Consider the following 23,457-nt stretch of genomic DNA (forward strand, 5'->3'; position numbering starts at 1 on the left):
GATCAGGGATAGCGGATCGCGATCACTTCCCATTCTTTCGGCCCCGCGGGAAGCTGCACTGTCCGAAGATCGCCGACCGCCGCGCCGCGCAGGGCGCGGGCGAGCGGGCTGTTCCAGCCGATCCGGCCTTCGCCCGCCGCGGCCTCGTCGTCGCCGACCAGCGTGACGGTGCGCCGCGCATCGTCGTCATCGGCCAGCTCGACCGTCGCGCCGAACCAGATGCGGCTCTTGTCGGGCTGCTCGGCCGGGTCGACGATGCGCGCGGCCTTCATGCGGCGTGCGAGAAAGCCGAGGCGCCGGTCGATTTCGCGAAGGCGCTTGCGGCCATAGATATAGTCGCCATTCTCGCTGCGGTCGCCATTGCCCGCGGCCCAGCTGATGACCTCGACCAGCTTCGGCCGCTCGTCGCCGAGCAGCGCGTCATATTCGGCGCGCAGCGCGGCAAAACCCGCGGGGCTGATGATATTGGTCTTGTCCCCCGGCATCGTTCAGACTTTCGAGTCATTCCGGTCTTCGCCGGGATGACGACCATCAGCGGACGGCATTCGGGATCTACCCCGGCGTGTGCTTGCCGAGATAGAAGCTCAGCGGCGCCTTCGGCAGCGGCTTGCCGTCGCGCAGCGTGTCATAGACGACGGCATTTTCGAGCACGCGCTGGACATAGTTTTTCGTCTCGAAGATCGGGATCGCCTCGATCCAGTCGAGAATGTCGATCGCGCCGGTGCGCGGGTCGCCATTGGCGCGCAGCCATTTGTTCACATTGCCCGGCCCGGCGTTATAGGCGGCGACCGCGAGCGGATAGCTGCCGCCATAATAGCGCAGCATCTGCTGAAAATAGGTCGAACCCAGCGTCATATTATAATTGGTGTCGGTGGTCAGCGCGCCGCCGTCATAGCTGAGGCCCAGCTTGCCCGCGACTTCGCGCGCCGTGCCGGGCATCAGCTGCATCATCCCGCGCGCGCCGGCGTGGCTGATCGCGGCGCGGTCGAACTGGCTTTCCTGCCGCGTGATCGCGTGGATGAAGGTCCAGTTATTCTCATGCCCCGCGGGGATGCGCACCGTCGGGAAGCCCGAAACCTCGACCGCGTCGAGGCTGTTCGCCTGCGCGCTGCGGCCGATCATCACGCCGAGGTCCGGGCGGCCGATCTCGGCGGCGAGCTTGCCTGCGAGCACATGGTCGGCGGGGGTGCTCGCCCGTTGCGCGAGCGCGCGGAGGAAAAGCGACTGTTCGCGCCACGCGCCGATTTCGCCGAGCGCGCGCGTGGCGCGGACCAGCCGGTCGTCCTCGAACGCGCGCTGCTCGTCGGCGCCGATCTCGATGGTCGGGTTCGGCGTCGGTTTGGGTTGCGGGCGGCCCAGCCGTTCGAGCGCCAGCTGGCCATAGAATTGGTCATAATGTTGCGCGGCGTCGGCGAAATGGGCGTTCGCCGCCGCGCGGTCGCCCGCGGCGAGCGCGGCACGGCCCGCCCAATAGAATCCCTTGGTGCGCGTTTGCGCCGAGCGCGCCGCCTCGCCATAGGCGCGGAAGAGCTTGGCGGCCTCGGCCGGGCGGCCGAGATCCTTGAAGGCGAGCTGTCCCGCCAGCCAGGCCAGCGACGTATAATCGTCGCGCACGCCGAGCGGTGTTTCGCGGACCACGGTGCCGGGCGGCAGCGCGTCGTCGAGCTGGCGGGCGATATTATAGGCGGTGAGCTTGTCGCCGCCGCTGTCGGCAAGGCGTGCGTTGGTGAGCAGGGTTTCCAGCCACTCCTCGGCGTCGGTCGGCGCGCTTGTCAGCGACCGGGGCGCGGCGAGCAGCGCGCGGGCTTCGCCGACGCGGCCCGACGCACGCAGCCAGGTCGCCTTGTCGGCGATATAACCGGGGTCGGTGCGGACGAGCGACGGATTGGCGCCTTCGACCGCCGAGGCCTGGAAGGCGGCGTCGACCGCGCCGCTGCGCATTGCGAGGCGCGCGGCAAAGATCGCGCGCTTTTCGGGCGACGTATAGCCGAGCTGGCGGCTGGCGGCCGAGGTTTCTCCCCTCCACAGCAGCCTGTCCATGCGCGCGTCATGGTCGGCGAGCGTCAGCGCGCCGGGGAACATGCCGAGCACGCGGCTGGTTTCATAATCGTCGAGCGGCCCGCTCGTCCACGCGCGGCGCACCGCGGCATGGGCTTCCTGGCGCCGACCGGAGGCGTTCAGCGCCATCGCCATGCGCAGGTGGCCGCTGGCGGTCTGCGGCGGATAGGCGGCGAAATAGGCGAGCGTGCGCGCGGGATCGAAACTGTCGAGCGCGATCGCCTTTTCAGCGCGCAGGCGCAGCTTGTCCGTATCGGGCCAGCCCTTGTTCGCCATCAGGAAACGCGAGAGCTGATCGAAGGACGCGCCGCTGTTCGCGGTGAGGCGCCGCCATTCCAGCACCGCTTCGCCGACCATGTTGGGCGCGGGCGGGGGCCCCGATACCGAGGCCAGTCCCATCTGGGCGCGATACCAGGCCATTTGTTCGGGGGTAAGTTCGCTGGCGGTGGCCGCGGCGGGAAAAGCGAGCGCCAGCGCGAGAGCGAGGCGCGAGAGGGAAGATATCGCGAACATGGCGGTCATCGTAACGCCAAACTCCTTGCGGGTCGCTGAATAGACGTCCAATAGCGGCGCGCGGCCCGGATTCTATCGGGGCGGCCATGTCCTTGTAAAGGAGCGGAGCATGTTTTCGGGTTCCATTCCCGCCTTGGTGACGCCATTTCGCGACGGGGCGTTCGATGCGCCGGCCTTTGCGCAGCTTGTGGATTGGCAGGTCAAAGAAGGATCGAGCGCGCTGGTGCCGTGCGGGACGACGGGCGAAAGCCCGACGCTGGGATTTGACGAACATTATCGCGTGATCGACTGCTGCATCGAAGCGGCTGCCGGGCGCGTTCCGGTGATCGCGGGTTGCGGATCGAACGACACCGCGACCGCGATTCGCCATATGCGCCACGCGCAGGCGTCGGGCGCCGATGCGGCGCTGATCGTCGCGCCCTATTACAACCGGCCGAGCCAGGAAGGGATGATCGCGCATTTCGAGGCGCTGGCTGACGCCAGCGACCTTCCGATCGTCGTTTATAACGTCCCCGGCCGCACCGTCGCCGACATCAGCGCCGAAACGATGTGCAGGCTGGCCGAGATCCCGACCGTCGTGGCGGTCAAGGATGCGAGCGGCGACCTTGCCCGCGTGACCGTCCATCGCGCGGGGGCGGGGCATGATTTCTGCCAGCTGTCGGGCAACGACGATCTGTGGCTGCCTCACGCGGCGATGGGCGGCGCGGGGTGCATTTCGGTCACCGCCAATGTCGCGCCGCGGCTCTGCGCCGATTTCGCCGCCGCCTGCGCCGCGGGCGACTGGGCGCGGGCGCTGATGCTCCACGACCGGCTGTTCGCGCTGCACAAGGCGATGTTCTCCGACACCTCGCCGGGGCCGGTCAAATATGCGCTGTCGCGCGTGCACGACTGGTTTTCGCCCGAAGTGCGCCTACCTATCATCCCGGCGTCCGCCGCATCGCGCGCGGCCGTCGATGCCGCGCTGTCGTCGGCAGGAGTCGTCTAGCTTTCGTCATGGCCCGTCCGCAGTCCGCCGCCGAGTTTGACAAGAAAAAGGTCGTCGCCGAGAACCGGCGCGCGCGCTTCGACTATGCCATCGAACAGGTTTTCGAGGCGGGAATCGCGCTGCAGGGCACCGAGGTCAAGTCGCTGCGCTTCGGCGAGGGGACGATTGCCGAAAGCTATGCCGAGGTGAACGGCGGCGAGGTGTGGCTGATCAACGCCAATATTCCCGAGTTCAGCCACGGCAATCGTTTCAATCACGAACCGAGGCGGCCGCGCAAGCTGCTGCTCAACTGGCGCGAGATCAACAAGCTGCATGCGGGTGTGATGCGGCAGGGGATGACGCTCGTGCCGCTCAGCATTTATTTCAACAGCCGCGGCCGCGCCAAGGTCGAACTGGCGCTCGCCAAGGGCAAGAAGGCGCACGACAAGCGCGAATCGATCAAGGAACGCGACTGGAAGCGCGACAAGCAACGACTGCTGAAGGACCGCGGATGAGCGGCGACACGCCAAGGGATGGCAAATCCCGCGACAAGGCTGCGGTGATGAACTGGATCCGCCGCAATTCGCCGACGCGCGAGGAACTGCTGGCAAGCCGTTTCGTCAAGCCGTTCGCCCATCGGGTCGCGCACAGCCATTTGTGGCGCTTCACGCGCACCTCGGTGCCGCGCGGCACTGCGCTCGGCCTGTTCGTCGGCATTTTTTTACTGATTCCCGGCGTCCAGATTCTGGGCGTCGCGCTGCTCGCGCTGCCGGTGCGTGCGAATATTCCGATCGGCGCGGCGATGACATTTTTGTCGAACCCGGTGACGACCCCGTTCATCATCCTCGCTTCGGTCTGGCTTGGCGACTGGCTGTTCGGGCTTCAGGCGAACAGCGCGACCTTTTCGGCGATGATCGAGCATGGCGCATCGGCGGGCGAGTGGGTGCGCTGGACCTTTTCAGACGCCGCGCCGGCGATGCTCGCTGGGCTGTTCGTGATTTCCCTCGTCGCGGCGGCGGTCGGCTATGTGCTGGCCGCAATCGTCTGGGACAATTGGATTCGCCTCCGCTGGCGGCGCAAGCTGGCGCGCGCACGCGACCAACGACATGAGGCATCGACGAGCGACACGGCGGCCGGTTGAACCGGCCCTTCGCCGGCGTATAGCTGATCCATCGCCGACCCGTTCCGCCCCGATGCGGCACGGGTTGCCGCTTCATGCTGATAACTGGGGAATATCATGATCCACCTGCCCAAGACTTCGCGCCTGATGGCGAGCGCCGCGCTCGGCGCGCTGATGCTGACCGCCTTGCCGGCGGCGGCCGAGGAAAAACCCGCAGCGGCGCCCGCGGCCACGAGCGCCGCGAAACCCGCGCTTGGAACCTTTGGTTTCGACCTTTCGGGGATGGACAAGAGCGTCCAGCCGGGCGACGATTTTTACGCCTATGCCAACGGCACCTGGGCCAAAAACACGCCGATCCCGGCCGACAAGTCGAACTTCGGCATGTTCACCGTGCTGGCCGATCTGTCGCAGACGCGCACGCAGGAAATCCTGGAGGCGGCCAGGACCGATCCGAACAGCATGATCGGCCGCGCCTATGCCGCCTATCTCGACGCGGCGACGGTCGAGGCCAGGGGCCTCGCGCCGATCGAACCGTGGCTGAACCAGATCCGGGCCGTCGACAAGGCCGGGCTGGCCAGGCTGCTTGCCGAGGCCGACCGCAACGGAGTGCGGCATTTCTTCGGCGGCTATGTCGGGCAGGACGACAAGAATCCGGACGTTTACATCTATACGATGTTCCAGGGCGGTATCGGTATGCCCGACCGCGATTTCTATCTGAAAGAGAATGAGCGCAATACCAAGCTCCAGGCCGCCTATCTGAAGCATCTGGAAAATGTCCTGACGCTGGCTGGCGAGGCGAACGCCGCGGCGCGCGCGCAGGCGATCTATGATTTCGAAAAGCAGATCGCGACCGTCCACTGGGACAAAAATGACAGCAGCGACGCCACCAAAGTCTATAACAAGATGACGATCGCCGAGCTGGCGGCCGCGGCGCCGGGGTTCGACTGGGCGACCTTCATTCGCGGCATCGGTGTCAGGGAGGATTCGCTGCTCGTGTCGCAGCCGAGCGCCTTCACCGGCGAAGCGAAGCTGCTCGCCGACGCGCCGATCGGCGTTATCCGCGACCTGCTGATCGTGCGCAGCCTTGACGGTTTTTCGGATGTGCTGCCCGACGCGGTCGCGCAGGAAGCCTTCTCTTTCTATGGCACCGCGCTGTCGGGCACGCCGCAGATGCAGGAACGCTGGAAGCGCGCGGTCGACTTTACCACGAACAATTTGGGCGAGGCGGTCGGCCAGGATTATGTCGCCAGATATTTTCCGCCCGAAACCAAGGCGGCGATGGACCAGCTCGTCAAGAATGTGCTGGCGGCGATGGGCGACCGCATCGACGCTCTGAGCTGGATGCAGCCCGAAACCAAGGTCAAGGCGAAGAAGAAGCTTGCCAATTTCACGACCAAGATCGGTTATCCCGACCGCTGGAAGGATTACAGCAAGCTGGAAATCAAGGCGGACGACCTTTTCGGCAATGCGCTGCGGTCGAACCGGTTTGCGCACGATGACAATATCAGCCGCCTTGGCGGGCCGATCCGCCGCTGGGAATGGGGCATGACCCCGATGACGGTCAACGCCTATGCCAATTTCGGCATGAACGAGATCGTCTTTCCGGCCGCGATCCTGCAACCGCCCTTTTTCGACCCGCACGCCGACCCCGCGATCAACTATGGCGGCATCGGCGCGGTGATCGGGCATGAGATCAGCCATCATTTCGACGACCAGGGCGCGAAATATGACGAGACGGGCAAGCTCGCCGATTGGTGGACCCCCGCCGACGTCGCGGCGTTCGAGGCAGCGGGCAAGGCATTGGTTGCGCAATATGACGCCTATGAAGTGCTGCCCGGCGAAAAGCTCGACGGCACCTTCACGCTCGGCGAAAATATCGGTGACCTTGCCGGTCTGACCGTCGCTTACGAGGCGTATAAGAAGTCGCTCGGCGGCAAGGAGGCGCCGGTGCTGGACGGCCTGACCGGCGACCAGCGCTTCTTCCTCGGCTGGGCGCAGGTGTGGCGGCGCAATTACCGCGAGCAGAATCTGTCGCAGCGGATCACGACCGATCCCCACGCGCCCTCGATTCAGCGGACTTGGGTCTCGCGCAACCTTGACCCTTGGTATAAGGCGTTTCAGGTTAAGCCCGGCCAGAAGCTGTACCTGACGCCCGAAGATCGTGTCCGCATCTGGTGACAAAGCGATAGAAAGTCCGTGATTTGACCGCGCAAAGCCTGCCCTCCGCTGATGGTGACGTCATCAGGGGGGCGGGCCCTGCCGGGACGATCGCGCCGCCCGCCACCTTGTCGCGCGTCGATCTGGCGCTGCTCGCCGGACTGGCGCTCGTGTCCGCCGCGCTGCTGTTGTGGGCGACGGGCAGCGCGATCCTTGCCGCGGGTTTCGCCGCGGGCCTGGCGGTGGCGGCGGGCGGCGTGGTGCTGGCGCGTCGACTGTTCCCCGCGGCGACGCGCGGCGAGGCGGCGGCGCCCGACTGGACGATATTGCGTCAGGCGGTCAATCACGACGATGTCGCGATCGCGGTCACCGATCGCGCCGGGCGGATGGTATGCGCCAACGACCTGTTCGCGACATGGATGGGCGGCTTTGTCACGCCGCCGGGCCTGCCGCTCGACGGCCGCGGCGTCGAGCTTTTGAAGAACGCCGGGCGCGCGGCGTGGCGCGACGGCGAAGGACGCGCCGACGATATCGCGATCGGCCCCCTGCAACTGCGCGCGCAGGTGACGCGCACCGGGCAGGCCGAGGATTATCTCGTCTGGCGCTTTGCGGCCGTCGAGCGTTTCGATCTGGTCGCCGAACTCACCCGACATCTCGGCGGCCCGGCAGGGCGCACGTTGGGCCATGCCGGGGTGATGGCGGCGCTGGTCAACCATGAGGGACGGCTGCGCGCCGCGAACGAGGCCTTTCTGCTGCGCGCGCTGGGCGAGGATGACGCGCGCCATTTCGCCGGGCGCGACGTTGCGCCGATGCTGCGGCTCGACGATGGCGGCGCGCTCTATTTCGCGCGCGAGGGCGACCGCGCGACGCCGGTGCGGCTGATCCAGATCCCGCTGGCACCCGCCGACAGCACAACACCCGTGCTGCTCGCGATGCTTGACGAAGAGATGGGACCGGCGGACCGCGGCACCGCGCAAACCTATGTCGAGACACTGTTGTCGCTGCTGCCCTTCGGGCTGGCGCTCGTCGACCGCGACGGGCGCTTTCTGTACATGAACCGCGCGTTCGTCCGCGCCGCGAACCTGCCCGACGGCAAGAAACCGCGCTATCCGGGCGACATCGTGGTCGCCGAGGACAAGGGGCCGCTCGCCGATATGATCCGCCGCCACAGCAGCGGGCAGCAGGTGGGCGGCGACCTGTCGATCCGCCTTGCGGGGCAGAGCGGTGAACCTGTGTCGATGCGCATCGTCGGCGTGCGCGGCCTCGGCGAAGCGGCGGTGCTGCTCAGCCTCAAGGATTCGAGCGAGGAATCGCGGTTGAAGCGCCAGGTTGCGCAGGCATCGAAGATGCAGGCGGTGGGGCAGCTCGCGGGCGGCGTCGCGCATGATTTCAACAATATCCTGACCGCGGTGCTCGGCGCGTGCGACCTGATGCTGATGCGCCACACGCCCGGCGACAGCGACTATGACGACATTCAGCAGATCCGCAGTAACGCCAATCGTGCCGCCAGCCTGACGCGGCAATTGCTCGCTTTCTCGCGGCAACAGACGCTGCGCCCGCAGATTTTGCAGCTGCCCGACGTGATTTCCGAAGTGTCGCATCTCCTGAAGCGCCTGATCGGCGAGACGGTGCAACTGTCGGTGCGCCATGGCCGCGGCCTTGGTGCGGTGCGCGCCGACCCAGGCCAGCTCGAACAGGTCATCATCAACCTGGCCGTCAACGCCCGCGACGCAATGCCCGGCGGCGGGACGCTGACGATCGAAACCTATCCGGTGTCGGCCGCCGATGTGCGCCAGATCGGCAACGAGTTCATGCCGCCCGCCGATTATTGCGCGCTCAAGGTCAGCGACACGGGCACGGGCATTCCCGCCGATATTTTGCCCAAGATTTTCGAGCCCTTTTTCACGACCAAGGATGTGGGGAAGGGAACGGGGCTGGGATTGTCGACCGTTTATGGCATCATCAAACAGTCGGCGGGTTTCATCTTTGCCGACAGCCAGCCGGGCGAGGGCACCAGCTTCACCATCTACCTGCCTGTCCACCGCGTCGCGGGCGAGGCTCCGGCGGCGCCGCAGCCGACTGCCAAGCCCAAGAAGAGCCAGTGGGGCAGCGGGACGATCCTGCTTGTCGAGGATGAAGATATGGTGCGTGCGGTCGCGGAACGCGCACTGGCCCGCGCGGGTTATACAGTCATCACCGCCGCGCAGGGCGAGGAGGGACTTGAACGCTTTGACGAGCTGGAGAAGGTTGATTTGGTCATCAGCGATGTCGTGATGCCGACGATGGATGGGCCCGCGATGGTGCGTGCGATGCGCACCAGGCGCCCCGGCCTGCCGGTGCTGTTCATGTCGGGCTATGCCGAGGAGCAGCTTCGCCAGTCGATCGACATCGACGATGTGTCCTTCCTGCCCAAACCCTTTTCGGTCGCGCAGCTCGCCGAGGCGACGTCGGCGGCGCTGGACGAGGCGGCGCATCGTGGGCGACGGGATGGCTGATCCGCGCATCCTGATCGTCGAGGACGATGTGCTGATCGGCATGATGCTGGTCGACATGTTCGACGCGCTCGGCCTGCCCGAACCCGCGCAGGCGACGGGCAAGGACGAGGCGCTGGCGCTGATCGCGTCCGAACCGCTCGCGGGGGCGCTCGTCGACATCAACCTCGGCGAAGACAAGGGCTGGCCCGTCGCCGACGCGCTCGTCGCCATGGGAATACCCTTCGCCTTCACCTCCGGCGGCGGCGATGTCATTCCGGCCGCGCACGCGAGCCGTCGGTTGATTCCCAAGCCGTTCCGGATCGGCGACATCGAGGCCGCGCTGCGGGATTTCGGCGTGTAGCGCTAATCTGTCGTTCCCCTCTTGTTCCTGTAGAACAAATGTGGCACACGGGTCCGGCGTTGCGATGCGTCCGCGGTCGCTCTAGAGCAGGAAAGGACGGCAAATGGCCGGACAATTGTCACTCGTCGAATCGGGGAAATCAGTGAACGGAACGGACAGGCAGAAGGCGCTCGACGCCGCATTGGCGCAGATCGACCGCGCCTTCGGCAAGGGCTCGGTGATGAAGCTGGGGTCGAAGGAAGCGATGCAGGTCGAGGCGATTTCGACCGGGTCGCTCGGCCTCGACATCGCGCTGGGGGTTGGCGGTCTGCCGCGCGGCCGCGTCGTCGAAATCTACGGCCCCGAAAGCTCAGGCAAAACGACGCTCGCGCTGCATTGCATCGCGGAAGCGCAGAAGATGGGCGGCACGGCGGCGTTCGTCGATGCCGAACATGCGCTCGACCCCGTCTATGCGCGCAAGCTGGGCGTCGACATCGACGAACTTATTGTGTCGCAACCCGACACGGGCGAACAGGCGCTGGAAATCGTCGATACGCTCGTGCGCTCGAACGCGATCGACGTGCTCGTCGTCGACTCGGTCGCCGCGCTTGTGCCGCGCGCCGAGATCGAGGGCGAGATGGGTGACAGCCATGTCGGCCTGCAGGCGCGGCTGATGTCGCAGTCGCTGCGCAAGCTCACCGGCTCGATCAGCCGCTCGCGCTGCATGGTGATCTTCATCAACCAGCTGCGCATGAAGATCGGCGTGATGTACGGCAACCCCGAAACCACGACCGGCGGCAATGCGCTCAAATTCTATGCCTCGGTCCGCCTCGACATCCGCCGCACCGGCCAGATCAAGAATGGCGATGAGATCGTCGGCAACACCACGCGCGTCAAGGTGGTGAAGAACAAGGTCGCGCCGCCGTTCAAGCAGGTGGAGTTCGACATCATGTACGGGCAGGGCATTTCCAAGATCGGCGAGATTCTCGACATCGGCGTCAAGGCCGGGCTGGTCGAAAAATCGGGCGCCTGGTTCAGCTATGATTCGATCCGCATCGGGCAGGGCCGCGAAAACGCCAAAAACTTCCTGACCGAAAATCCCGAACTTCGCGAACGGCTCGAAGCCGCGATCCGCAGCCGCACCGACGCGGTCGCCGAAGAAATGATGGCAGGCCCCGACGACGACGCGGGCGACGACATCTGACGATCGTCCTGCCGGTTCGCGCGTTCGTGCGACCCGGTGGGTAAACGGCGGCGGGCCACGCGACCTCCTTGTATCGCGGCCACCTGCATGCCCCTCTCCCCCGCGGGTGGGCCCGCTTGCCGTTGATCGGTCGTCTGGCAGCTTCTTTGTCCGGGTGCGCGCGATAAGGGGCATCCCGGCCTTGCTCGATGCGAACCGGGTTGGGTTGCTGCATGGCCACCGGTCGTCAGCCGCCATCGGCACGGCGCAGCCCGTTCGGCGTTGACCCGTCCGTGGCGGCGGCGCCTTGCGTGGCGGCCGGCAACGGCTACAGATGAACCATGCCCGCGATCCGTCTCTTCGGCCTGCCGACCGACATCAACAGCAGCTTCGAACGCGGCGCGGCGGCCGGCCCGGCCGCGATCCGCGCGGCGCTGTGGAGCGACCGCGGCAACATGGCGACCGAACTCGGCGGCGAAATCGGCACCGACATCGCTTTCGCCGACGATGGCGACCTGCCGCTCACCGAGCGCACCGCCGAGGATGACGCCGCGATCCGCCGCCACGTCGCGATGCTGTGCGAGGATGGCGAGGTGCCGCTCGCGCTCGGCGGCGATCATGCGGTGACCTTTCCGCTCGTCCAAGCCGCCGCGACCTGTTTCGGGCCGCTCAATATCCTGCACATCGACGCGCACCCCGATCTCTATGCCGACTTCGGTGGCAATCCGCGCAGCCACGCCTCGCCCTTTGCGCGCATCTGCGAGGCGGGTCATGCGGCGCGGCTGGTGCAGGCCGGTATCCGCACGCTGACCCCACATTGCCGCGACCAGGCGACACGTTTCGGGGTCGAGATCATTCCGATGGCGGGCTTCACGCCCGACAAGGTGCCCGTGCTCGAAGGGCCGCTCTATATCTCCATCGACCTCGACGGGATCGACCCGTCCGAGGCGCCGGGCGTCGCGCACCCTGAGCCTGGCGGGCTGACCGTGCGCGAAGTGCTGGCAGTGCTGCACAAGCAGACCGCGCCGATCGTCGGCGCCGACATCGTCGAGCATCACCCCGGCCGCGACATCGGCGGCGTGACCGCGATCGTCGGCGCCAAGCTGGTTCGCGAAGTCGCGGCGCTGATCGACCGCAACGGCCGCTGCCGGACCTGACCTTTTTGAGGAGAATATCATGACGCTGATCGTCCATCATCTGAACAACAGCCGCTCGCAGCGTATCCTGTGGCTGCTCGAGGAAATCGGCGCGCCGTATGAGATCCGGTTTTACGATCGCGATCCGGTGACCAACCTCGCGCCGCCCGAACTTGTCGCGGTCCATCCGCTCGGCAAGTCGCCCGTGATCGAGGATGACGGCCGCGTGGTCATCGAGTCGGGGGCGATTACCGAATATCTGTGCGAACGGCACGGCGGCGGGCATCTCGTCCCCGAACGCGGCACCGACGATCATGTCAGCCATCTCGAATGGCTGCATTTTGCCGAAGGGTCGGCGATGACCCCGATCCTGCTGCGCATATATACCGCGCGGCTCGGCGAAGCGGCGGCGCCGCTCGAACCGCGGATCAACCAGCAGCTCGATTCGCATTTTTCCTATATGGAAAGCCGCATCGGCGACGGTGGCCATTTCATCGGCAACAGCCTGTCGGCGGCCGACATCATGTTGAGCTTTCCGGCGGAGATCGCCGTCATGCAGGGCATGGCGCCGCGCTATCCCAAGCTCGCGGCCTTTGTGAACGCCTGCCACGCGCGACCCGCCTGGCAGCGGGCGCGGGAGAAGGGCGGCGCCTATTATGGCTATTGACCGGCGCGGCTGGGTGCCGCTCGCCGTGCTGGCCCTGTGGTCGGGGGACGCGGCGGCACAGTTGCCAGCGCTCGGCCCGGATGTCGAACGCGCCGCGCCGGAGTCGGCGGGCGTCGCGACCGGCGACGAAGATGCGGCACTGGCCCGCTTCGCCGCTTACACCATGGCGCTGGCAAGGCGCGACTATGCCAGCGCCTATGCGATGCTGCGCCTGTCGTTTCAGGCGGCGAGCCCGCGGCTTGAATGGGAGATGAACCTGCGCAAGCGCGCGGTGCTGTGGGCCGACGGGACGCTGCGCGTGCTGCGGCTGAGCTGGTATGCGGACCCCGCGGGCCAGCCGCCGGGTCTCTATGCGGCCTTTGATTTCCGCGGCGACCGGACGGATGGCACCATGGATTGCGGCTATGTCGTGGTCCACCGCGCAGCGCCCGGCGCGGCGTGGACCGTGGTGCGCACCGATACGTCGGAAGTGCCGCCCGATCTGATCGAGAAGGGCGTGCCCAAGGCCGATGTGCTGACCCAGCTCCCCTGCTATCTGGGCAAGGGAATCGCGACGGCCTTCTGAACGGTGCCGTTGATCAGCGTCATCGCGACGAAGCGGCTTGTCGCACCGCCGCAAAATGCCTAATTCGCGCGCATGACATCGACCAACGACATTCGCCGCGCGTTCCTCGACTATTTCGGAGGCACGGGGCACCATATCGAACCGTCGGCGCCGCTGGTGCCGTACAACGACCCGACGCTGATGTTCGTCAACGCGGGCATGGTGCCGTTCAAGAATGTCTTTACCGGGCTGGAAAAGCGTCCATACAGCACCGCGGCTTCGTCGCAGAAATGCGTGCGCGCCGGCGGCAAGCACAACGACCTCGACAATGTCGGCTATACCGCGCGGCATCATACTTTCTTTGAAATGCTGGGCAATTTCTCGTTCGGCGACTATTTCAAGGAACAGGCGATCCACCATGCCTGGACGCTGATCACGAAGATTTGGGGGCTGGCGCCTGAGAAGCTGACCGCGACCGTCTATCACACCGACGATGAAGCGTTCGACCTGTGGAAGAAGATCGCGGGCCTGCCCGACGATCGCATCATCCGCATTCCCACCAGCGACAATTTCTGGTCGATGGGCGATACCGGGCCGTGCGGGCCGTGCAGCGAAATCTTCTATGACCATGGCGACCAGATCCGGGGCGGCCCGCCGGGATCGCCGGATGAGGACGGCGACCGCTTCGTCGAAATCTGGAACCTGGTGTTCATGCAATATGAACAGATGCCGGGCGGCGAGCGCGCTCTCCTGCCGCGGCCGAGCATCGACACCGGCATGGGGCTGGAACGCATCGCCGCGGTGCTGCAGGGTGTCCACGACAATTATGACACCGATACGTTCAAGGCGTTGATCGAGGCGTCGGTCGAGCTGACGCATGTTCCCGCCGACGAGGCGCACAAGGCGAGCCACCGCGTGATCGCCGACCACCTGCGCGCGTCGAGCTTCCTCGTCGCCGACGGCGTGCTGCCGTCGAACGAGGGCCGCGGCTATGTGCTGCGCCGGATCATGCGCCGCGCGATGCGCCACGCGCATCTGCTTGGGGCGAAAGACCCGCTGATGCACCGCCTGCTGCCGTCGCTCACCGCCGAGATGGGCGCCGCTTACCCCGAGCTGATCCGCGCGCAGCCGCTGATTTCGGAGACGCTGGAGCGCGAGGAGGTCAAGTTCCGCCAGACGCTCGACAAGGGGCTGAAGCTGCTCGACGAGGCGACCGCGGGCATGGGCAAGGGCGATACGCTGGCGGGTGAGGTCGCGTTCAAGCTCTATGACACCTATGGTTTCCCTTATGATCTGACCGAAGATGCGCTGCGCGCGCAGGACATTTCGGTCGATCGCGCGGGATTCGACGCGGCGATGGCGCAGCAGAAGGCGGCGGCGCGCGCGGCGTGGAAGGGCAGCGGCGAAAAGGCGTCGGACGATATCTGGTTCGACCTCGCCGAGGCGAACGGCAGCACCGAATTCACCGGCTATACCTCGACAACGGGCGAGGCGACGGTGATCGCGCTCGTCAAGGACGGCGCCCCCGTGAATGAAGCCAGCGCGGGCGACGAAGTCGTGGTGCTCACCAACCAGACGCCCTTTTATGGCGAAAGCGGCGGGCAAATGGGCGACACGGGGACGATCGCGACGCTGGACGGCGCGAAGGCGTCGGTGAGCGATACCGGCAAGCCGCTCGGCCGCCTGCACACGCATCAGGCCAGGCTGGAGGCGGGAACGCTGAAGGTCGGGGACACGGTGCAGCTGATCGTCGATGCCGAACGCCGCGACCGCATCCGCGCCAATCACAGCGCGACCCACCTGCTGCACGCGGCGCTCCGCAACAGGCTGGGCGGGCATGTCACGCAGAAGGGCAGCCTGGTCGCTGCCGACCGTCTCCGCTTCGACTTTTCGCACCCCAAGGCGCTGACGGCTGAGGAGATCGCGGACATCGAGGCGGAGGTGAACGCGCAGATCCGCCGCAACGAGCCGGTGACGACGCGGCTGATGACGCCCGACGACGCCGTTGCGGCCGGCGCGCTCGCGCTGTTCGGCGAAAAATATGGCGACGAGGTGCGCGTGCTCAGCATGGGGACGGCCGACGACAAGAGCTATTCGGTCGAGCTGTGCGGCGGCACCCACGTCCGCGCGCTGGGCGACATCGCGCTGTTCAAGATCGTCGGCGAAAGCGCAGTGTCGTCGGGGGTGCGGCGTATAGAGGCACTGACCGGCGAGGCGGCGCGACAATGGCTGAACGGCCGCGACGAGGCTTTGAAGGCCGCGGCGGCGGCGCTCAAGGCGTCGCCCGACGAGGTGCCGGCGCGCGTCGCACATCTTGCCGAGCAGCTGAAAAAGGCCGAACGCGAACTTGCCGATGCCAAGAAGGCGCTGGCGCTTGGCGGTTCCGGCGGCGGTGCCGCGACGGGACCGGCGGTCGAGCAGGTCGGCGATGTCGCATTCCTCGCGCAGGTTGTCGACGGGCTCGATCCCAAAGAACTGCGCGGCACGGTCGATGGGCTCAAGAAACAGGTCGGCAGCGGCGTCGCGATGCTCGTCGCGGTCAACGACGGACGCGCCTCGGTCGCGGTCGGGGTGACCGACGACAAGGCGGGCAGCCACAGCGCGGTCGATCTGGTCAAGGCGGCGGTCGCGGCGCTGGGCGGTCAGGGCGGCGGCGGGCGGCCCGACATGGCGCAGGGCGGCGGCCCGAACGGCGGCGCGGCGAATGATGCGGTGGCGGCGGTCAGGGCCGCGCTCGCTTGAGGCCGACAAAAAAGACGCGGCGCACCGATCATGCGCAGCGGCTGATCGCGGCGCCGCTGGTCGATGTGTTTGCGGCCTTCACCAGCGCCGACAAGCTGGTGCACTGGTTGCCGCCTGAAGGGGCGACCGGTGCGTTCGAGCATGTCGATTTGCGGGCCGGGGGCGGCTTTCGGATGCGGCTGACGTTCGACGATGTCGAGGTCGAAACGAAGAACGACGACGACAGTGATGTCGTTGACGTGCAGATTCCGGTGCTCGACGACGGGCGCTTGATCGTGTGGGAGGTCGCATTCGAATCCGACGACCCGCGTTTTTCGGGGACGATGGCGATGCACTGGTATCTGTCGCGGCAGGGCGGCGGCGGCACGCTGGTGACGGTCGATGCGCATCATGTGCCGCCGGGGATTTCGGCGAAGGATCATATCGAGGGATTGAACGGCTCGCTCGCGAATCTGGCGGCGGCGGTGGAGGGATAAGGCTCAACTCAGATCCCGTTCGCCCTGAACCTGTCGAACGACGGTTCGTTTCTTCAATACCGGCAGAAGGAAGATCGGTGCTTCGACACGCAGAGGGCGAACGGCAAAGAGGTCAGGCTTCGATACCCTTCGCTTTCCCCCACGCGCGCGCCGCGGTATATCCCAGATAACCGGTGCCGAAGAGCGCATAGAGCGGTTCGGGGATGCCCGACAGATAGGCGTTCATGCCCTCGGCGATGCTTTTGGCCATTTCGGGGCGCGCGGCGGCGATCAGGCCCATCGGGATGGCCCAGAGCAACAGCGCATACATGACATAGAGGAAGCTCGGCCGCGCGCGGCTGGTCCAGGGGTCGGCGCTGTTCGCTTCGGCGACGATTGCGGTCATGCGCGTGCGGATCGCTTCCATTTCCTGGCTGCCTTCGAGTTTCAGCAGTTCCAGCTTGGCGCGGTCGCGCGCTTCGGGGTCGGGGATGATCTTGTCGATCAGCTTGGCGATGGGGCCGATCAGCCCTTCGATAATGCTCATGTCCATTCTCCTTTGCCGTCAAAGGTGAGTAAGGTTCCGCCCAATGGCGCGCCACAAAGCGTCAGTCCCGGCCGATCCGGTTCGCGAGCCAGCCGTAGAGAAAGGCTTCCTGGCTGGGGCGGCGTTCGGCGAGCGCGATGTAGCGTTCGCCCTGCAACGCCTCCATCGCGCGCAGCAGGATGGTTTCGCCGCCCTTGCCGCGCGCGTCGAGGAAGCTGTCGAGCGCGGCGAGGGTGCGCGGGCCGATCGCGCGGTCGACCGCGATGTCGGGATAGTCGCGCGCGGCGCGGTTGAGCGCGTTGAGCGCGCGCTGAAGAAAGCCGGTCGCGGTGGCGCTGCCCATGTTGACGCCGGTGTCGAACAATTCGGCGGCGATCGCGGGGGCGCGGAGCGCGACCCGGTCGAATCCGGGACGAAGCCAATAGAGGCGGCGATAGATGGCGGCGGCGGTGTCGCGCGGCAGCGTTCGCATCGCGCCCGCATAGCCCTCGGCCCGCGCGACCGCTTCGGTGATGCCCCAGCAGGTCGCGCCGCCGCGGTCGGCGGGGTGGTTTACATATCGGCCTTCGCGGTCGATGACGGCGTCGATCAACGCGTCAACGTCGCATGTCGGGGATTGGGATCGGGGCATGATTCGTTCCTTTGGTTCGGTCGGACATCATAACGAACCATATAGGAACAATGTAGGAAAGGATTTTCTCCATGCGGGCATTGCAAGTGCGCGAATTGCGGCCCGATCATGCGGGCGCGGGGCTCGCCGAACTGCCGGTTCCGGCCGCGGGGCCGGGCGCGGTGCGCGTGCGGGTGCGCGCGGCGGCGGTGAACTTTCCCGACCTGTTGATGACGCGCGGCGCCTATCAGCTCAAACCCGACCTGCCGTTCGTGCCCGGACTTGAGTTTTCGGGCGAGGTCGACGCGGTCGGCGCGGGGGTCGAAGGCTGGTCGGTCGGCGATGCGGTGGTGGGGGGCAATCGGTTTGGCGCGATGGCGGACTATACGGTCGTGCCCGCGGCATCGCTGCGGCCCAAGCCCGCGGCGCTGGACTGGGACGCGGCCGCGGCCTATCCCGTCGCCTATCTGACCGCCTATGTCGCGCTGGTGCGTTGCGCGCGCCTTGTCGCGGGCGAATGGGTGCTGGTCCATGGCGCGGCGGGCGGCGTCGGGCTGGCGACGGTCGATCTGGCAAAGACGCTTGGCGCGCGCGTGATCGCCGCGGCGAGCCGCGCCGAAAAACGCACGGCGATCGAACGACTCTATGCCCCCGACGCGGTGATCGACGGCGCGGCGGGCTTTCGCGACGCGGTGAAGGCGCTGACCGGCGGGCGCGGCGCCGACGTCGTCGTCGATCCGGTCGGCGGCGACATATTCGACGAATCGACGCGCTGCATCGCCTTTGGCGGCCGCCTGCTCGTGGTCGGCTTCGCATCGGGGCGTATCCCCGATCTGCCTGTCAACATGCCGCTGATCAAGGGATTTTCGGTCGTCGGCGTGCGCGCGGGCGAATATGGCCGCCGCTTTCCCGAACGCGGCGCCGAAAATGTCGCGGCGATCGACGCGCTCGCGGCTCAGGGCAGAATCCGGCCGCATGTCCACGCGGCGCTCGACCTCGGCGACTGGCGCGAGGCGTTCGCCATGCTGGAACGGCGCGAGGCGGTGGGCAAGGTCGTGCTGCGGCCCTAGGCGCCCTTGGGCGGCCGCTGGGGGGCTATGCCGCTTTCGGCGGGGAATGGGCATCCGATCATCGTCATCCGGCCTTCACCGGGATGACGGGTAAGCTGATGGCAGTTCCCACCCCGGCGCCGACGATCCGCGGGCGGGTTGGCGATCGTGGCCGGTCCGCACGCCGACCCGCCATGAATGGATTGTCCGGTAAATTGGTCGGGACGAGAGGATTCGAACCTCCGACCCCCACACCCCCAGTGTGATGCGCTACCAGGCTGCGCTACGTCCCGACCGGCCCGATTGGGCAGGCGAGGCCCCTAGCGTGCCTTGGCAGGCGATGCAAGGCCATCCTGAGCGCAGTCCGGGGGGTATCAGGCCTCGCCCGCGGCGCATTCCGCACGACGCCCTTGATCCTGGCCGCCTGCTTCCCATTTTCTGCCGACGCCTGCCGCCGGGGGCGCGGCGCGCGCGACCGGTTGCGCGCGCGGCCCCTCGTGTGATAGGCGCCGCGCCATCCTTGCGTGCCGGTCCCGGTGGACCGCGCGACGCTTTCGAACGAAAGTCTTTCATCCATGTCGACGCAATTGCTTCTGACCCAGGCGGCCGGATCGGGCGGCGGGGCGGCCGGTTTCCTGATGCTGGTGCCCTATATCCTGATTTTCGCAGTCTTCTGGTTCTTTCTGATCCGCCCCCAACAGGTGCGCGCGAAGCAGCATCGCGCCAAGATCGCGGCGGTCAAGCCGCGCGACCAGGTCGTCACCGGCGGCGGCATCGTCGGCAAGGTCACGCGCGTCGATGACGATTATGCCGACGTCGAAATCGCGCAGGGCGTCAAGGTCAAGGTCGTCAAGGCGACGCTGGCCGACGTGCTGCAGCCCGGCGGCAAGCCCGCGAACGACTGACGCGACGGGGCGGGCGGGTTTCCGCGGCCCCTTTTTGCAATCGGATCACAGACCATGCTCGATTTCCCGCGCTGGAAAACCATCGGCATCAGCATTATCCTGCTGCTCGGCGTCCTTTTTTCCATTCCCAGCTTTTTGCCGCCCAAGGCGTTTGAAAGCCTGCCTGCCTTTGCGCAGGCCAAGGTCAATCTGGGGCTCGACCTTGCCGGTGGCAGCCATTTGTTGCTCGAGGCCGACATCAACGACCTCAGGAAGACGCAGCTCACCAATATGGAAAAGACGGTGCGCACGGCGATGCGCGGGCAGAGCGGACCCGACGACGATATCGCGATCGGCGAATTGTCGACGACGGGCGGCCGCATCAGCTTCCTTGTCCGCGATGCCGCGAAGCTGGACGAAGCGCGCGAGCGGCTGTTCAGCGAGACGCAGGGCGCCGGGCTGACCGGCCAGCGCGACTGGAATATCGACGTCGTCGATTCGACGCGGATCGTGATGACTCCGACCAGCGCCGGGCAGACGCAGGCAGTGGCCAATGCAATGGACACCGCGCGCGACATCATCGACAAGCGCGTCAACGCGCTCGGCACGCGCGAGCCGACGATCATCCGCGAAGGCGCGGACCGCATCGTGGTGCAGGTTCCGGGGCTTCAGGACCCGGCAGCGCTCAAGGAACTGATCGGCAAGACCGCGCGGCTCGAGTTTCGCATGGTCGACGCCAACGCCGACCCCAACGAGGCCGCCGCAGGCCGCGTGCCGGTGGGCAGCGAGATCGTCCCCTATGCGGAGGGCGAAGGCAATGGCGCAGCGTTCGAGGTGCTGCGCCGCCAGGTGATGATCAGCGGCGAACAGCTCATCAATGCGCAGCAAAGCTATGACCCGCAGACGAACGAACCGGTGGTGTCGATCCGTTTCGATTCGGCGGGGTCGAGCACCTTTGCCAAGGTGACCGCGCAGAATGTCGGCAAAAGGTTCGCGATGGTGCTCGACGGCAAGGTGCTGTCGGCGCCGTCGATCAACGAGCCGATCTTGGGCGGCAGCGCCCAGATTTCGGGCAGTTTCAGCGTCGCGAGCGCCAACAATCTGGCGATCTCGCTGCGGTCGGGCGCGCTGCCGGTGAAAATGACGGTTGTCGAGGAACGCACGGTCACCCCCGAACTGGGCGCCGATTCGATCCGCAAGGGCGTGATTGCGGGCATCATCGCGACCGTTGCGGTGCTGGTGGTCATGATCATCGTCTATGGCCGTTTCGGCATTTATGCGAATGTCGCGCTGGTCTTTAACATCGGATTGATCATCGCGATCATGGCGGCGTTCAACGCGACGCTGACGCTACCGGGCATCGCGGGCTTCGTGCTTACGATCGGCGCCGCGGTCGATGCGAATGTGCTCATCAACGAGCGTATCCGCGAAGAACTGAAACGCGGGCGGCGCGTGTTCCAGGCGGTCGAGCTTGGCTATTCGGAAGCGAGCCGCGCGATTTTCGATGCCAATATCACCAATGTCATCGCGGCCGGACTGATGTTCTGGTTCGGCTCCGGCCCGATCAAGGGCTTTGCCGTGGTGCTGACGATCGGCATCATCACCAGCGTGTTTACCGCCGTCACCGTGACACGGCTGTTCGCGGCGCGCTGGCTGCACAAGACGCGCCCCGCGTCGCTGACCATTTGAGGAGGGACCGGTCATGCGTCTCCTGAAACTCGTCCCCGACGACACCAACATCCAGTTCCTGAAATGGCGCAACGTCGCGATGGCGATCAGTTTTCTGATGATCGCCGCGTCGATCGCGCTCGTCGCGGTGCGTGGGCTCAACCTTGGCGTCGACTTTGTCGGCGGCCAGTCGGTGCGCGTCGAGTTCACCGGGGCGATGCCGCCGATCGACGAAATCCGCGAAAAGATTGGCGCCATCGGCCTTGGCGAAGCGACGATCCAGCAGTTCGGATCGGACAAGGCGGTGTCGATCCGAACCGCGCTGCCCGAAGGCGACAAGGCCGCCGCCGAGCGCGCCGGGCAACAACTGGTCGCGGGCATCGCCAAGGCGTTCCCCACCGCAAAGACCGGATCGGTCGAAACCGTTTCGGGCAAGGTGTCGGAAGAGCTGCTGCGCACCGGGGCGCTCAGCCTGATCCTCGCGATGATCGCGATCTCCATCTATATCTGGATCCGCTTCGAATGGCAGTTCGGCGTCGGCGCGCTGTTCGCGCTGTTCCACGACGTCACGCTGACCTTTGGCTTCTTTGCGCTGACGCAGATGCAGTTTGACCTCAACATCGTCGCCGCGTTGCTCACCATCATCGGCTATTCGCTCAACGACACGATCGTCGTGTTCGACCGGATTCGCGAGAATCTGAAGAAATACCGCAAGATGGAGATCATCCCGCTGCTCGATCTCAGCATCAACGAGACGCTGGCGCGCACGGTGATGACCAGCTTCACGATGCTGATCGCGCTCGCCGTCCTGCTGTGGGTCGGGCCTGACGTGATCTTTGGCTTCACCGCGGCGATGCTGCTCGGCATCTTCATCGGCACCTATTCGTCGGTCTATATGTCGGCGCCGATCCTGGTGTGGCTGAAAGTCGGTCCGCACAGTTTCGTGCCGCGAACGACCGCGGCGACCGAAGGCGCGGAACGCGTTGCAAGCAAGGGTGACGACGGCGCGGTGGTTTGATCGGGGCCGGGATCGCCACAGGATAAAGGTCCAGCGATCCAAACCCCGCCGTGCCGCCGTTCTGGCACCCTAACCCCCCGCGCAGCGCCGCAGATGGTCGGCCAGTTCGCGGCCGTTGCGGTTCCAGTCGAAACGGTCGCCGAGGCTCGCGGCGACGTCGGGCGGTGACGGAGGGGCGCTTAAAACTTCCTTCACCGCTGCCGCTATCGCTTCGGGCGTCCGCGCGACGATGCGCCCTTGGGTCGCCGACGTGACGAGTTCGGCGGCGCCGCCCGCGCGGCTGATGATGATCGGCGTGCCGCAGGCGAGCGCTTCGACCCACGCATTCGCGAGACCTTCGCTGGCCGAGGGCATGACGACGACGTCGGCGGCGCGATAGAGCATCGGCAGATCGGCATGAGCGACCGGCCCCATAAAATGCACGCGCGTTTCGACGCCAAGGCTCCGCGCGAGCGCGCGGTAGCGGGTTTCCGCTTCGCCCGCGCCGGCGAGCCAATAATGCACGCCGGGCAGCGCGGGCAGCGCCGCTATGACGAGCGCCTGCCCCTTGCGCTCGATCAGCGCGCCGACCGAGAGGATCGCGGGCGCGTTGTCGATGCCGAGCGCCGCGCGCGCTGCGGCGCGGTCGCCGGGATGGAAACGCGCGGTGTCGATGCCCGTGTAGTGGACCGCAGTCTTTGCCGGGTCGATGCCGATCGCGGCCATGTCGCGGCGCATGGCTTCGGAGACGGCGAGCAGGCCCGCGGCTTTCGCGGCGGCGCCCAGCACCTGCGCGCGCGTCGCCGGGGCGTGGCCGAAATGGCTGATGTCGGCGCCGCGCGCCTTGACGGAAAAGGGCAGGCCGAGCGTATCCGCAACCCGCATCGCAGCCGGGCCGTCGGGGTAAAAGAATTGCGCGTCGACGATGTCGAAACTCCGGTCCTTGACCGTGGCGAGCACGGCGCGTGCGATCGCCGCGGGGTTGAAGCGTGCGCCATAGCGCGGGATGAGCGGGAAGCGCGGGCGGAGCACGGTGAGGCCTTGCCATATTTCGGCGCGTGGCAGGCTGCGCAGCGCGCGATAGCGCGGGTGGAGCGCGAGCGGGAAGGGCGGCAGGCCGACCGGCGCGGCGACGGTCAGTTCGATCGCTGGCTGGGCGGCCAGCGCGCGCAGGCTCTTTTCGACGAACAGGCCGAAGTTCGGGCGCGCGGCGTCGGGAAAGAGGGTGGCGATCGACAGGATGCGCAGGGGATTCATTTCCAACCTCTCATCCCTTTGTGCTGAGCTTGTCGAAACACCATTTTCCCTTAGGCGCAGAGTGAAAAGGACGGCCCTTCGACAAGCTCAGG

Annotated in this window: 21 protein-coding genes and 1 tRNA gene; 16 read left to right on the plus strand and 6 right to left on the minus strand. The window is 66.4% G+C overall.

The annotated features are described in order from the left end of the window. Window positions 1-2: 2 nt before the first annotated feature. Both greB and HUW43_RS11150 read right to left on the minus strand, forming a co-directional pair. Window positions 3-485, minus strand: a complete 483-nt coding sequence (gene greB / locus HUW43_RS11145; RefSeq protein ID WP_188237475.1) for a transcription elongation factor GreB — start codon at window positions 483-485, stop codon at window positions 3-5. 67 nt (window positions 486-552) lie between these two features. Further along, window positions 553-2,580, minus strand: coding sequence for a lytic transglycosylase domain-containing protein (locus HUW43_RS11150; RefSeq protein ID WP_188237476.1), 2,028 nt, complete (start codon window positions 2,578-2,580; stop codon window positions 553-555). Window positions 2,581-2,680: 100 nt separating this feature from the next. On the opposite strand from HUW43_RS11150, the gene dapA reads away from it, so the two are divergent. The 12 genes from dapA (at window position 2,681) to HUW43_RS11210 (ending at window position 16,374) form a co-directional block, all read left to right on the plus strand. Next, window positions 2,681-3,556, plus strand: coding sequence for a 4-hydroxy-tetrahydrodipicolinate synthase (gene dapA, locus HUW43_RS11155; RefSeq protein ID WP_188237477.1), 876 nt, complete (start codon window positions 2,681-2,683; stop codon window positions 3,554-3,556). Between the two features lie 8 nt (window positions 3,557-3,564). Further along, window positions 3,565-4,050 (plus strand): SsrA-binding protein SmpB, encoded by a 486-nt coding sequence (gene smpB / locus HUW43_RS11160; RefSeq protein WP_188237478.1) that lies wholly within the window; start codon window positions 3,565-3,567, stop codon window positions 4,048-4,050. Next, on the plus strand, window positions 4,047-4,676 hold the full coding sequence (locus HUW43_RS11165; RefSeq protein ID WP_188237479.1) for a DUF2062 domain-containing protein: 630 nt from the start codon (window positions 4,047-4,049) through the stop codon (window positions 4,674-4,676). Before smpB ends, HUW43_RS11165 begins: the two co-directional genes overlap by 4 nt. A 96-nt stretch (window positions 4,677-4,772) precedes the next feature. After that, window positions 4,773-6,833 (plus strand): M13 family metallopeptidase, encoded by a 2,061-nt coding sequence (locus HUW43_RS11170; RefSeq protein ID WP_188237480.1) that lies wholly within the window; start codon window positions 4,773-4,775, stop codon window positions 6,831-6,833. Between the two features lie 89 nt (window positions 6,834-6,922). Beyond that, window positions 6,923-9,307 carry an ATP-binding protein gene (locus HUW43_RS11175; RefSeq protein WP_188237504.1) on the plus strand — a complete coding sequence of 795 codons (2,385 nt, stop codon included), beginning with the start codon at window positions 6,923-6,925 and terminating at the stop codon, window positions 9,305-9,307. Beyond that, window positions 9,300-9,647 carry a response regulator gene (locus HUW43_RS11180; protein WP_188237481.1) on the plus strand — a complete coding sequence of 116 codons (348 nt, stop codon included), beginning with the start codon at window positions 9,300-9,302 and terminating at the stop codon, window positions 9,645-9,647. The genes HUW43_RS11175 and HUW43_RS11180 overlap by 8 nt, the downstream gene beginning before the upstream one ends. Before the next feature lie 103 nt (window positions 9,648-9,750). After that, on the plus strand, window positions 9,751-10,830 hold the full coding sequence (gene recA / locus HUW43_RS11185) for a recombinase RecA (protein ID WP_188237482.1): 1,080 nt from the start codon (window positions 9,751-9,753) through the stop codon (window positions 10,828-10,830). A gap of 320 nt (window positions 10,831-11,150) precedes the next feature. Continuing rightward, a complete protein-coding gene (locus HUW43_RS11190) occupies window positions 11,151-11,966 on the plus strand; it encodes an arginase family protein (protein WP_188237483.1) in 816 nt (271 codons plus the stop codon). Between the two features lie 19 nt (window positions 11,967-11,985). Further along, a complete protein-coding gene (locus tag HUW43_RS11195; protein ID WP_188237484.1) occupies window positions 11,986-12,612 on the plus strand; it encodes a glutathione S-transferase family protein in 627 nt (208 codons plus the stop codon). Further along, window positions 12,602-13,177, plus strand: coding sequence for a hypothetical protein (locus tag HUW43_RS11200; RefSeq protein ID WP_188237485.1), 576 nt, complete (start codon window positions 12,602-12,604; stop codon window positions 13,175-13,177). The genes HUW43_RS11195 and HUW43_RS11200 overlap by 11 nt, the downstream gene beginning before the upstream one ends. A gap of 72 nt (window positions 13,178-13,249) precedes the next feature. Continuing rightward, window positions 13,250-15,898: an alanine--tRNA ligase gene (gene alaS / locus HUW43_RS11205; RefSeq protein ID WP_188237486.1), complete on the plus strand. Its 2,649-nt coding sequence runs from the start codon at window positions 13,250-13,252 to the stop codon at window positions 15,896-15,898. Then, window positions 15,895-16,374, plus strand: a complete 480-nt coding sequence (locus HUW43_RS11210; protein WP_188237487.1) for an SRPBCC domain-containing protein — start codon at window positions 15,895-15,897, stop codon at window positions 16,372-16,374. The genes alaS and HUW43_RS11210 overlap by 4 nt, the downstream gene beginning before the upstream one ends. 112 nt (window positions 16,375-16,486) lie before the next feature. Here the strand turns inward: HUW43_RS11210 and HUW43_RS11215 are convergent, their stop codons facing one another. Both HUW43_RS11215 and HUW43_RS11220 read right to left on the minus strand, forming a co-directional pair. Continuing rightward, the gene (locus HUW43_RS11215) at window positions 16,487-16,900 is read right to left on the minus strand and encodes a holin family protein (protein WP_188237488.1); all 414 of its coding nucleotides are present in this window, start codon (window positions 16,898-16,900) and stop codon (window positions 16,487-16,489) included. A gap of 61 nt (window positions 16,901-16,961) precedes the next feature. Beyond that, window positions 16,962-17,531, minus strand: coding sequence for a glycoside hydrolase family 108 protein (locus tag HUW43_RS11220; RefSeq protein ID WP_188237489.1), 570 nt, complete (start codon window positions 17,529-17,531; stop codon window positions 16,962-16,964). A gap of 71 nt (window positions 17,532-17,602) precedes the next feature. Between HUW43_RS11220 and HUW43_RS11225 the strand changes: the two genes are divergently transcribed. After that, window positions 17,603-18,580, plus strand: coding sequence for an NADPH:quinone oxidoreductase family protein (locus tag HUW43_RS11225; protein ID WP_188237490.1), 978 nt, complete (start codon window positions 17,603-17,605; stop codon window positions 18,578-18,580). Between the two features lie 195 nt (window positions 18,581-18,775). On the opposite strand, the gene HUW43_RS11230 is transcribed toward HUW43_RS11225, so the two are convergent. After that, window positions 18,776-18,852 (minus strand) — tRNA-Pro (locus tag HUW43_RS11230). Between the two features lie 282 nt (window positions 18,853-19,134). Between HUW43_RS11230 and yajC the strand changes: the two genes are divergently transcribed. The 3 genes from yajC to secF are packed head-to-tail and all read left to right on the plus strand — an operon-like array spanning window position 19,135 to window position 22,129. After that, the gene (gene yajC / locus HUW43_RS11235; RefSeq protein WP_188237491.1) at window positions 19,135-19,464 is read left to right on the plus strand and encodes a preprotein translocase subunit YajC; all 330 of its coding nucleotides are present in this window, start codon (window positions 19,135-19,137) and stop codon (window positions 19,462-19,464) included. Window positions 19,465-19,518: 54 nt separating this feature from the next. Beyond that, entirely contained in the window at window positions 19,519-21,132 is a 1,614-nt protein-coding gene (gene secD, locus HUW43_RS11240) for a protein translocase subunit SecD (RefSeq protein WP_188237492.1), read from the plus strand. 13 nt (window positions 21,133-21,145) lie between these two features. Next, window positions 21,146-22,129: a protein translocase subunit SecF gene (secF, locus tag HUW43_RS11245; protein ID WP_188237493.1), complete on the plus strand. Its 984-nt coding sequence runs from the start codon at window positions 21,146-21,148 to the stop codon at window positions 22,127-22,129. A gap of 69 nt (window positions 22,130-22,198) precedes the next feature. On the opposite strand, the gene HUW43_RS11250 is transcribed toward secF, so the two are convergent. Next, window positions 22,199-23,365 carry a glycosyltransferase gene (locus HUW43_RS11250; RefSeq protein WP_188237505.1) on the minus strand — a complete coding sequence of 389 codons (1,167 nt, stop codon included), beginning with the start codon at window positions 23,363-23,365 and terminating at the stop codon, window positions 22,199-22,201. Window positions 23,366-23,457 lie beyond the last annotated feature (92 nt).

Source organism: Sphingopyxis sp. LK2115, from assembly GCF_014595975.1.
Lineage (GTDB): Bacteria > Pseudomonadota > Alphaproteobacteria > Sphingomonadales > Sphingomonadaceae > Sphingopyxis.

Bases quoted from the DNA above. Each gene is read 5' to 3' on its own strand.
- yajC (WP_188237491.1), top strand. From the start codon at position 19,135: ATGTCGACGCAATTGCTTCTGACCCAGGCGGCCGGATCGGGCGGCGGG.
- HUW43_RS11150 (WP_188237476.1), bottom strand. From the start codon at position 2,580: ATGACCGCCATGTTCGCGATATCTTCCCTCTCGCGCCTCGCTCTCGCG.
- HUW43_RS11165 (WP_188237479.1), top strand. From the start codon at position 4,047: ATGAGCGGCGACACGCCAAGGGATGGCAAATCCCGCGACAAGGCTGCG.
- HUW43_RS11195 (WP_188237484.1), top strand. From the start codon at position 11,986: ATGACGCTGATCGTCCATCATCTGAACAACAGCCGCTCGCAGCGTATC.
- HUW43_RS11250 (WP_188237505.1), bottom strand. From the start codon at position 23,365: ATGAATCCCCTGCGCATCCTGTCGATCGCCACCCTCTTTCCCGACGCC.
- dapA (WP_188237477.1), top strand. From the start codon at position 2,681: ATGTTTTCGGGTTCCATTCCCGCCTTGGTGACGCCATTTCGCGACGGG.
- HUW43_RS11170 (WP_188237480.1), top strand. From the start codon at position 4,773: ATGATCCACCTGCCCAAGACTTCGCGCCTGATGGCGAGCGCCGCGCTC.
- secF (WP_188237493.1), top strand. From the start codon at position 21,146: ATGCGTCTCCTGAAACTCGTCCCCGACGACACCAACATCCAGTTCCTG.
- alaS (WP_188237486.1), top strand. From the start codon at position 13,250: ATGACATCGACCAACGACATTCGCCGCGCGTTCCTCGACTATTTCGGA.
- greB (WP_188237475.1), bottom strand. From the start codon at position 485: ATGCCGGGGGACAAGACCAATATCATCAGCCCCGCGGGTTTTGCCGCG.
- smpB (WP_188237478.1), top strand. From the start codon at position 3,565: ATGGCCCGTCCGCAGTCCGCCGCCGAGTTTGACAAGAAAAAGGTCGTC.
- HUW43_RS11215 (WP_188237488.1), bottom strand. From the start codon at position 16,900: ATGAGCATTATCGAAGGGCTGATCGGCCCCATCGCCAAGCTGATCGAC.
- HUW43_RS11180 (WP_188237481.1), top strand. From the start codon at position 9,300: ATGGCTGATCCGCGCATCCTGATCGTCGAGGACGATGTGCTGATCGGC.
- secD (WP_188237492.1), top strand. From the start codon at position 19,519: ATGCTCGATTTCCCGCGCTGGAAAACCATCGGCATCAGCATTATCCTG.
- recA (WP_188237482.1), top strand. From the start codon at position 9,751: ATGGCCGGACAATTGTCACTCGTCGAATCGGGGAAATCAGTGAACGGA.
- HUW43_RS11190 (WP_188237483.1), top strand. From the start codon at position 11,151: ATGCCCGCGATCCGTCTCTTCGGCCTGCCGACCGACATCAACAGCAGC.
- HUW43_RS11225 (WP_188237490.1), top strand. From the start codon at position 17,603: ATGCGGGCATTGCAAGTGCGCGAATTGCGGCCCGATCATGCGGGCGCG.
- HUW43_RS11220 (WP_188237489.1), bottom strand. From the start codon at position 17,531: ATGCCCCGATCCCAATCCCCGACATGCGACGTTGACGCGTTGATCGAC.
- HUW43_RS11200 (WP_188237485.1), top strand. From the start codon at position 12,602: ATGGCTATTGACCGGCGCGGCTGGGTGCCGCTCGCCGTGCTGGCCCTG.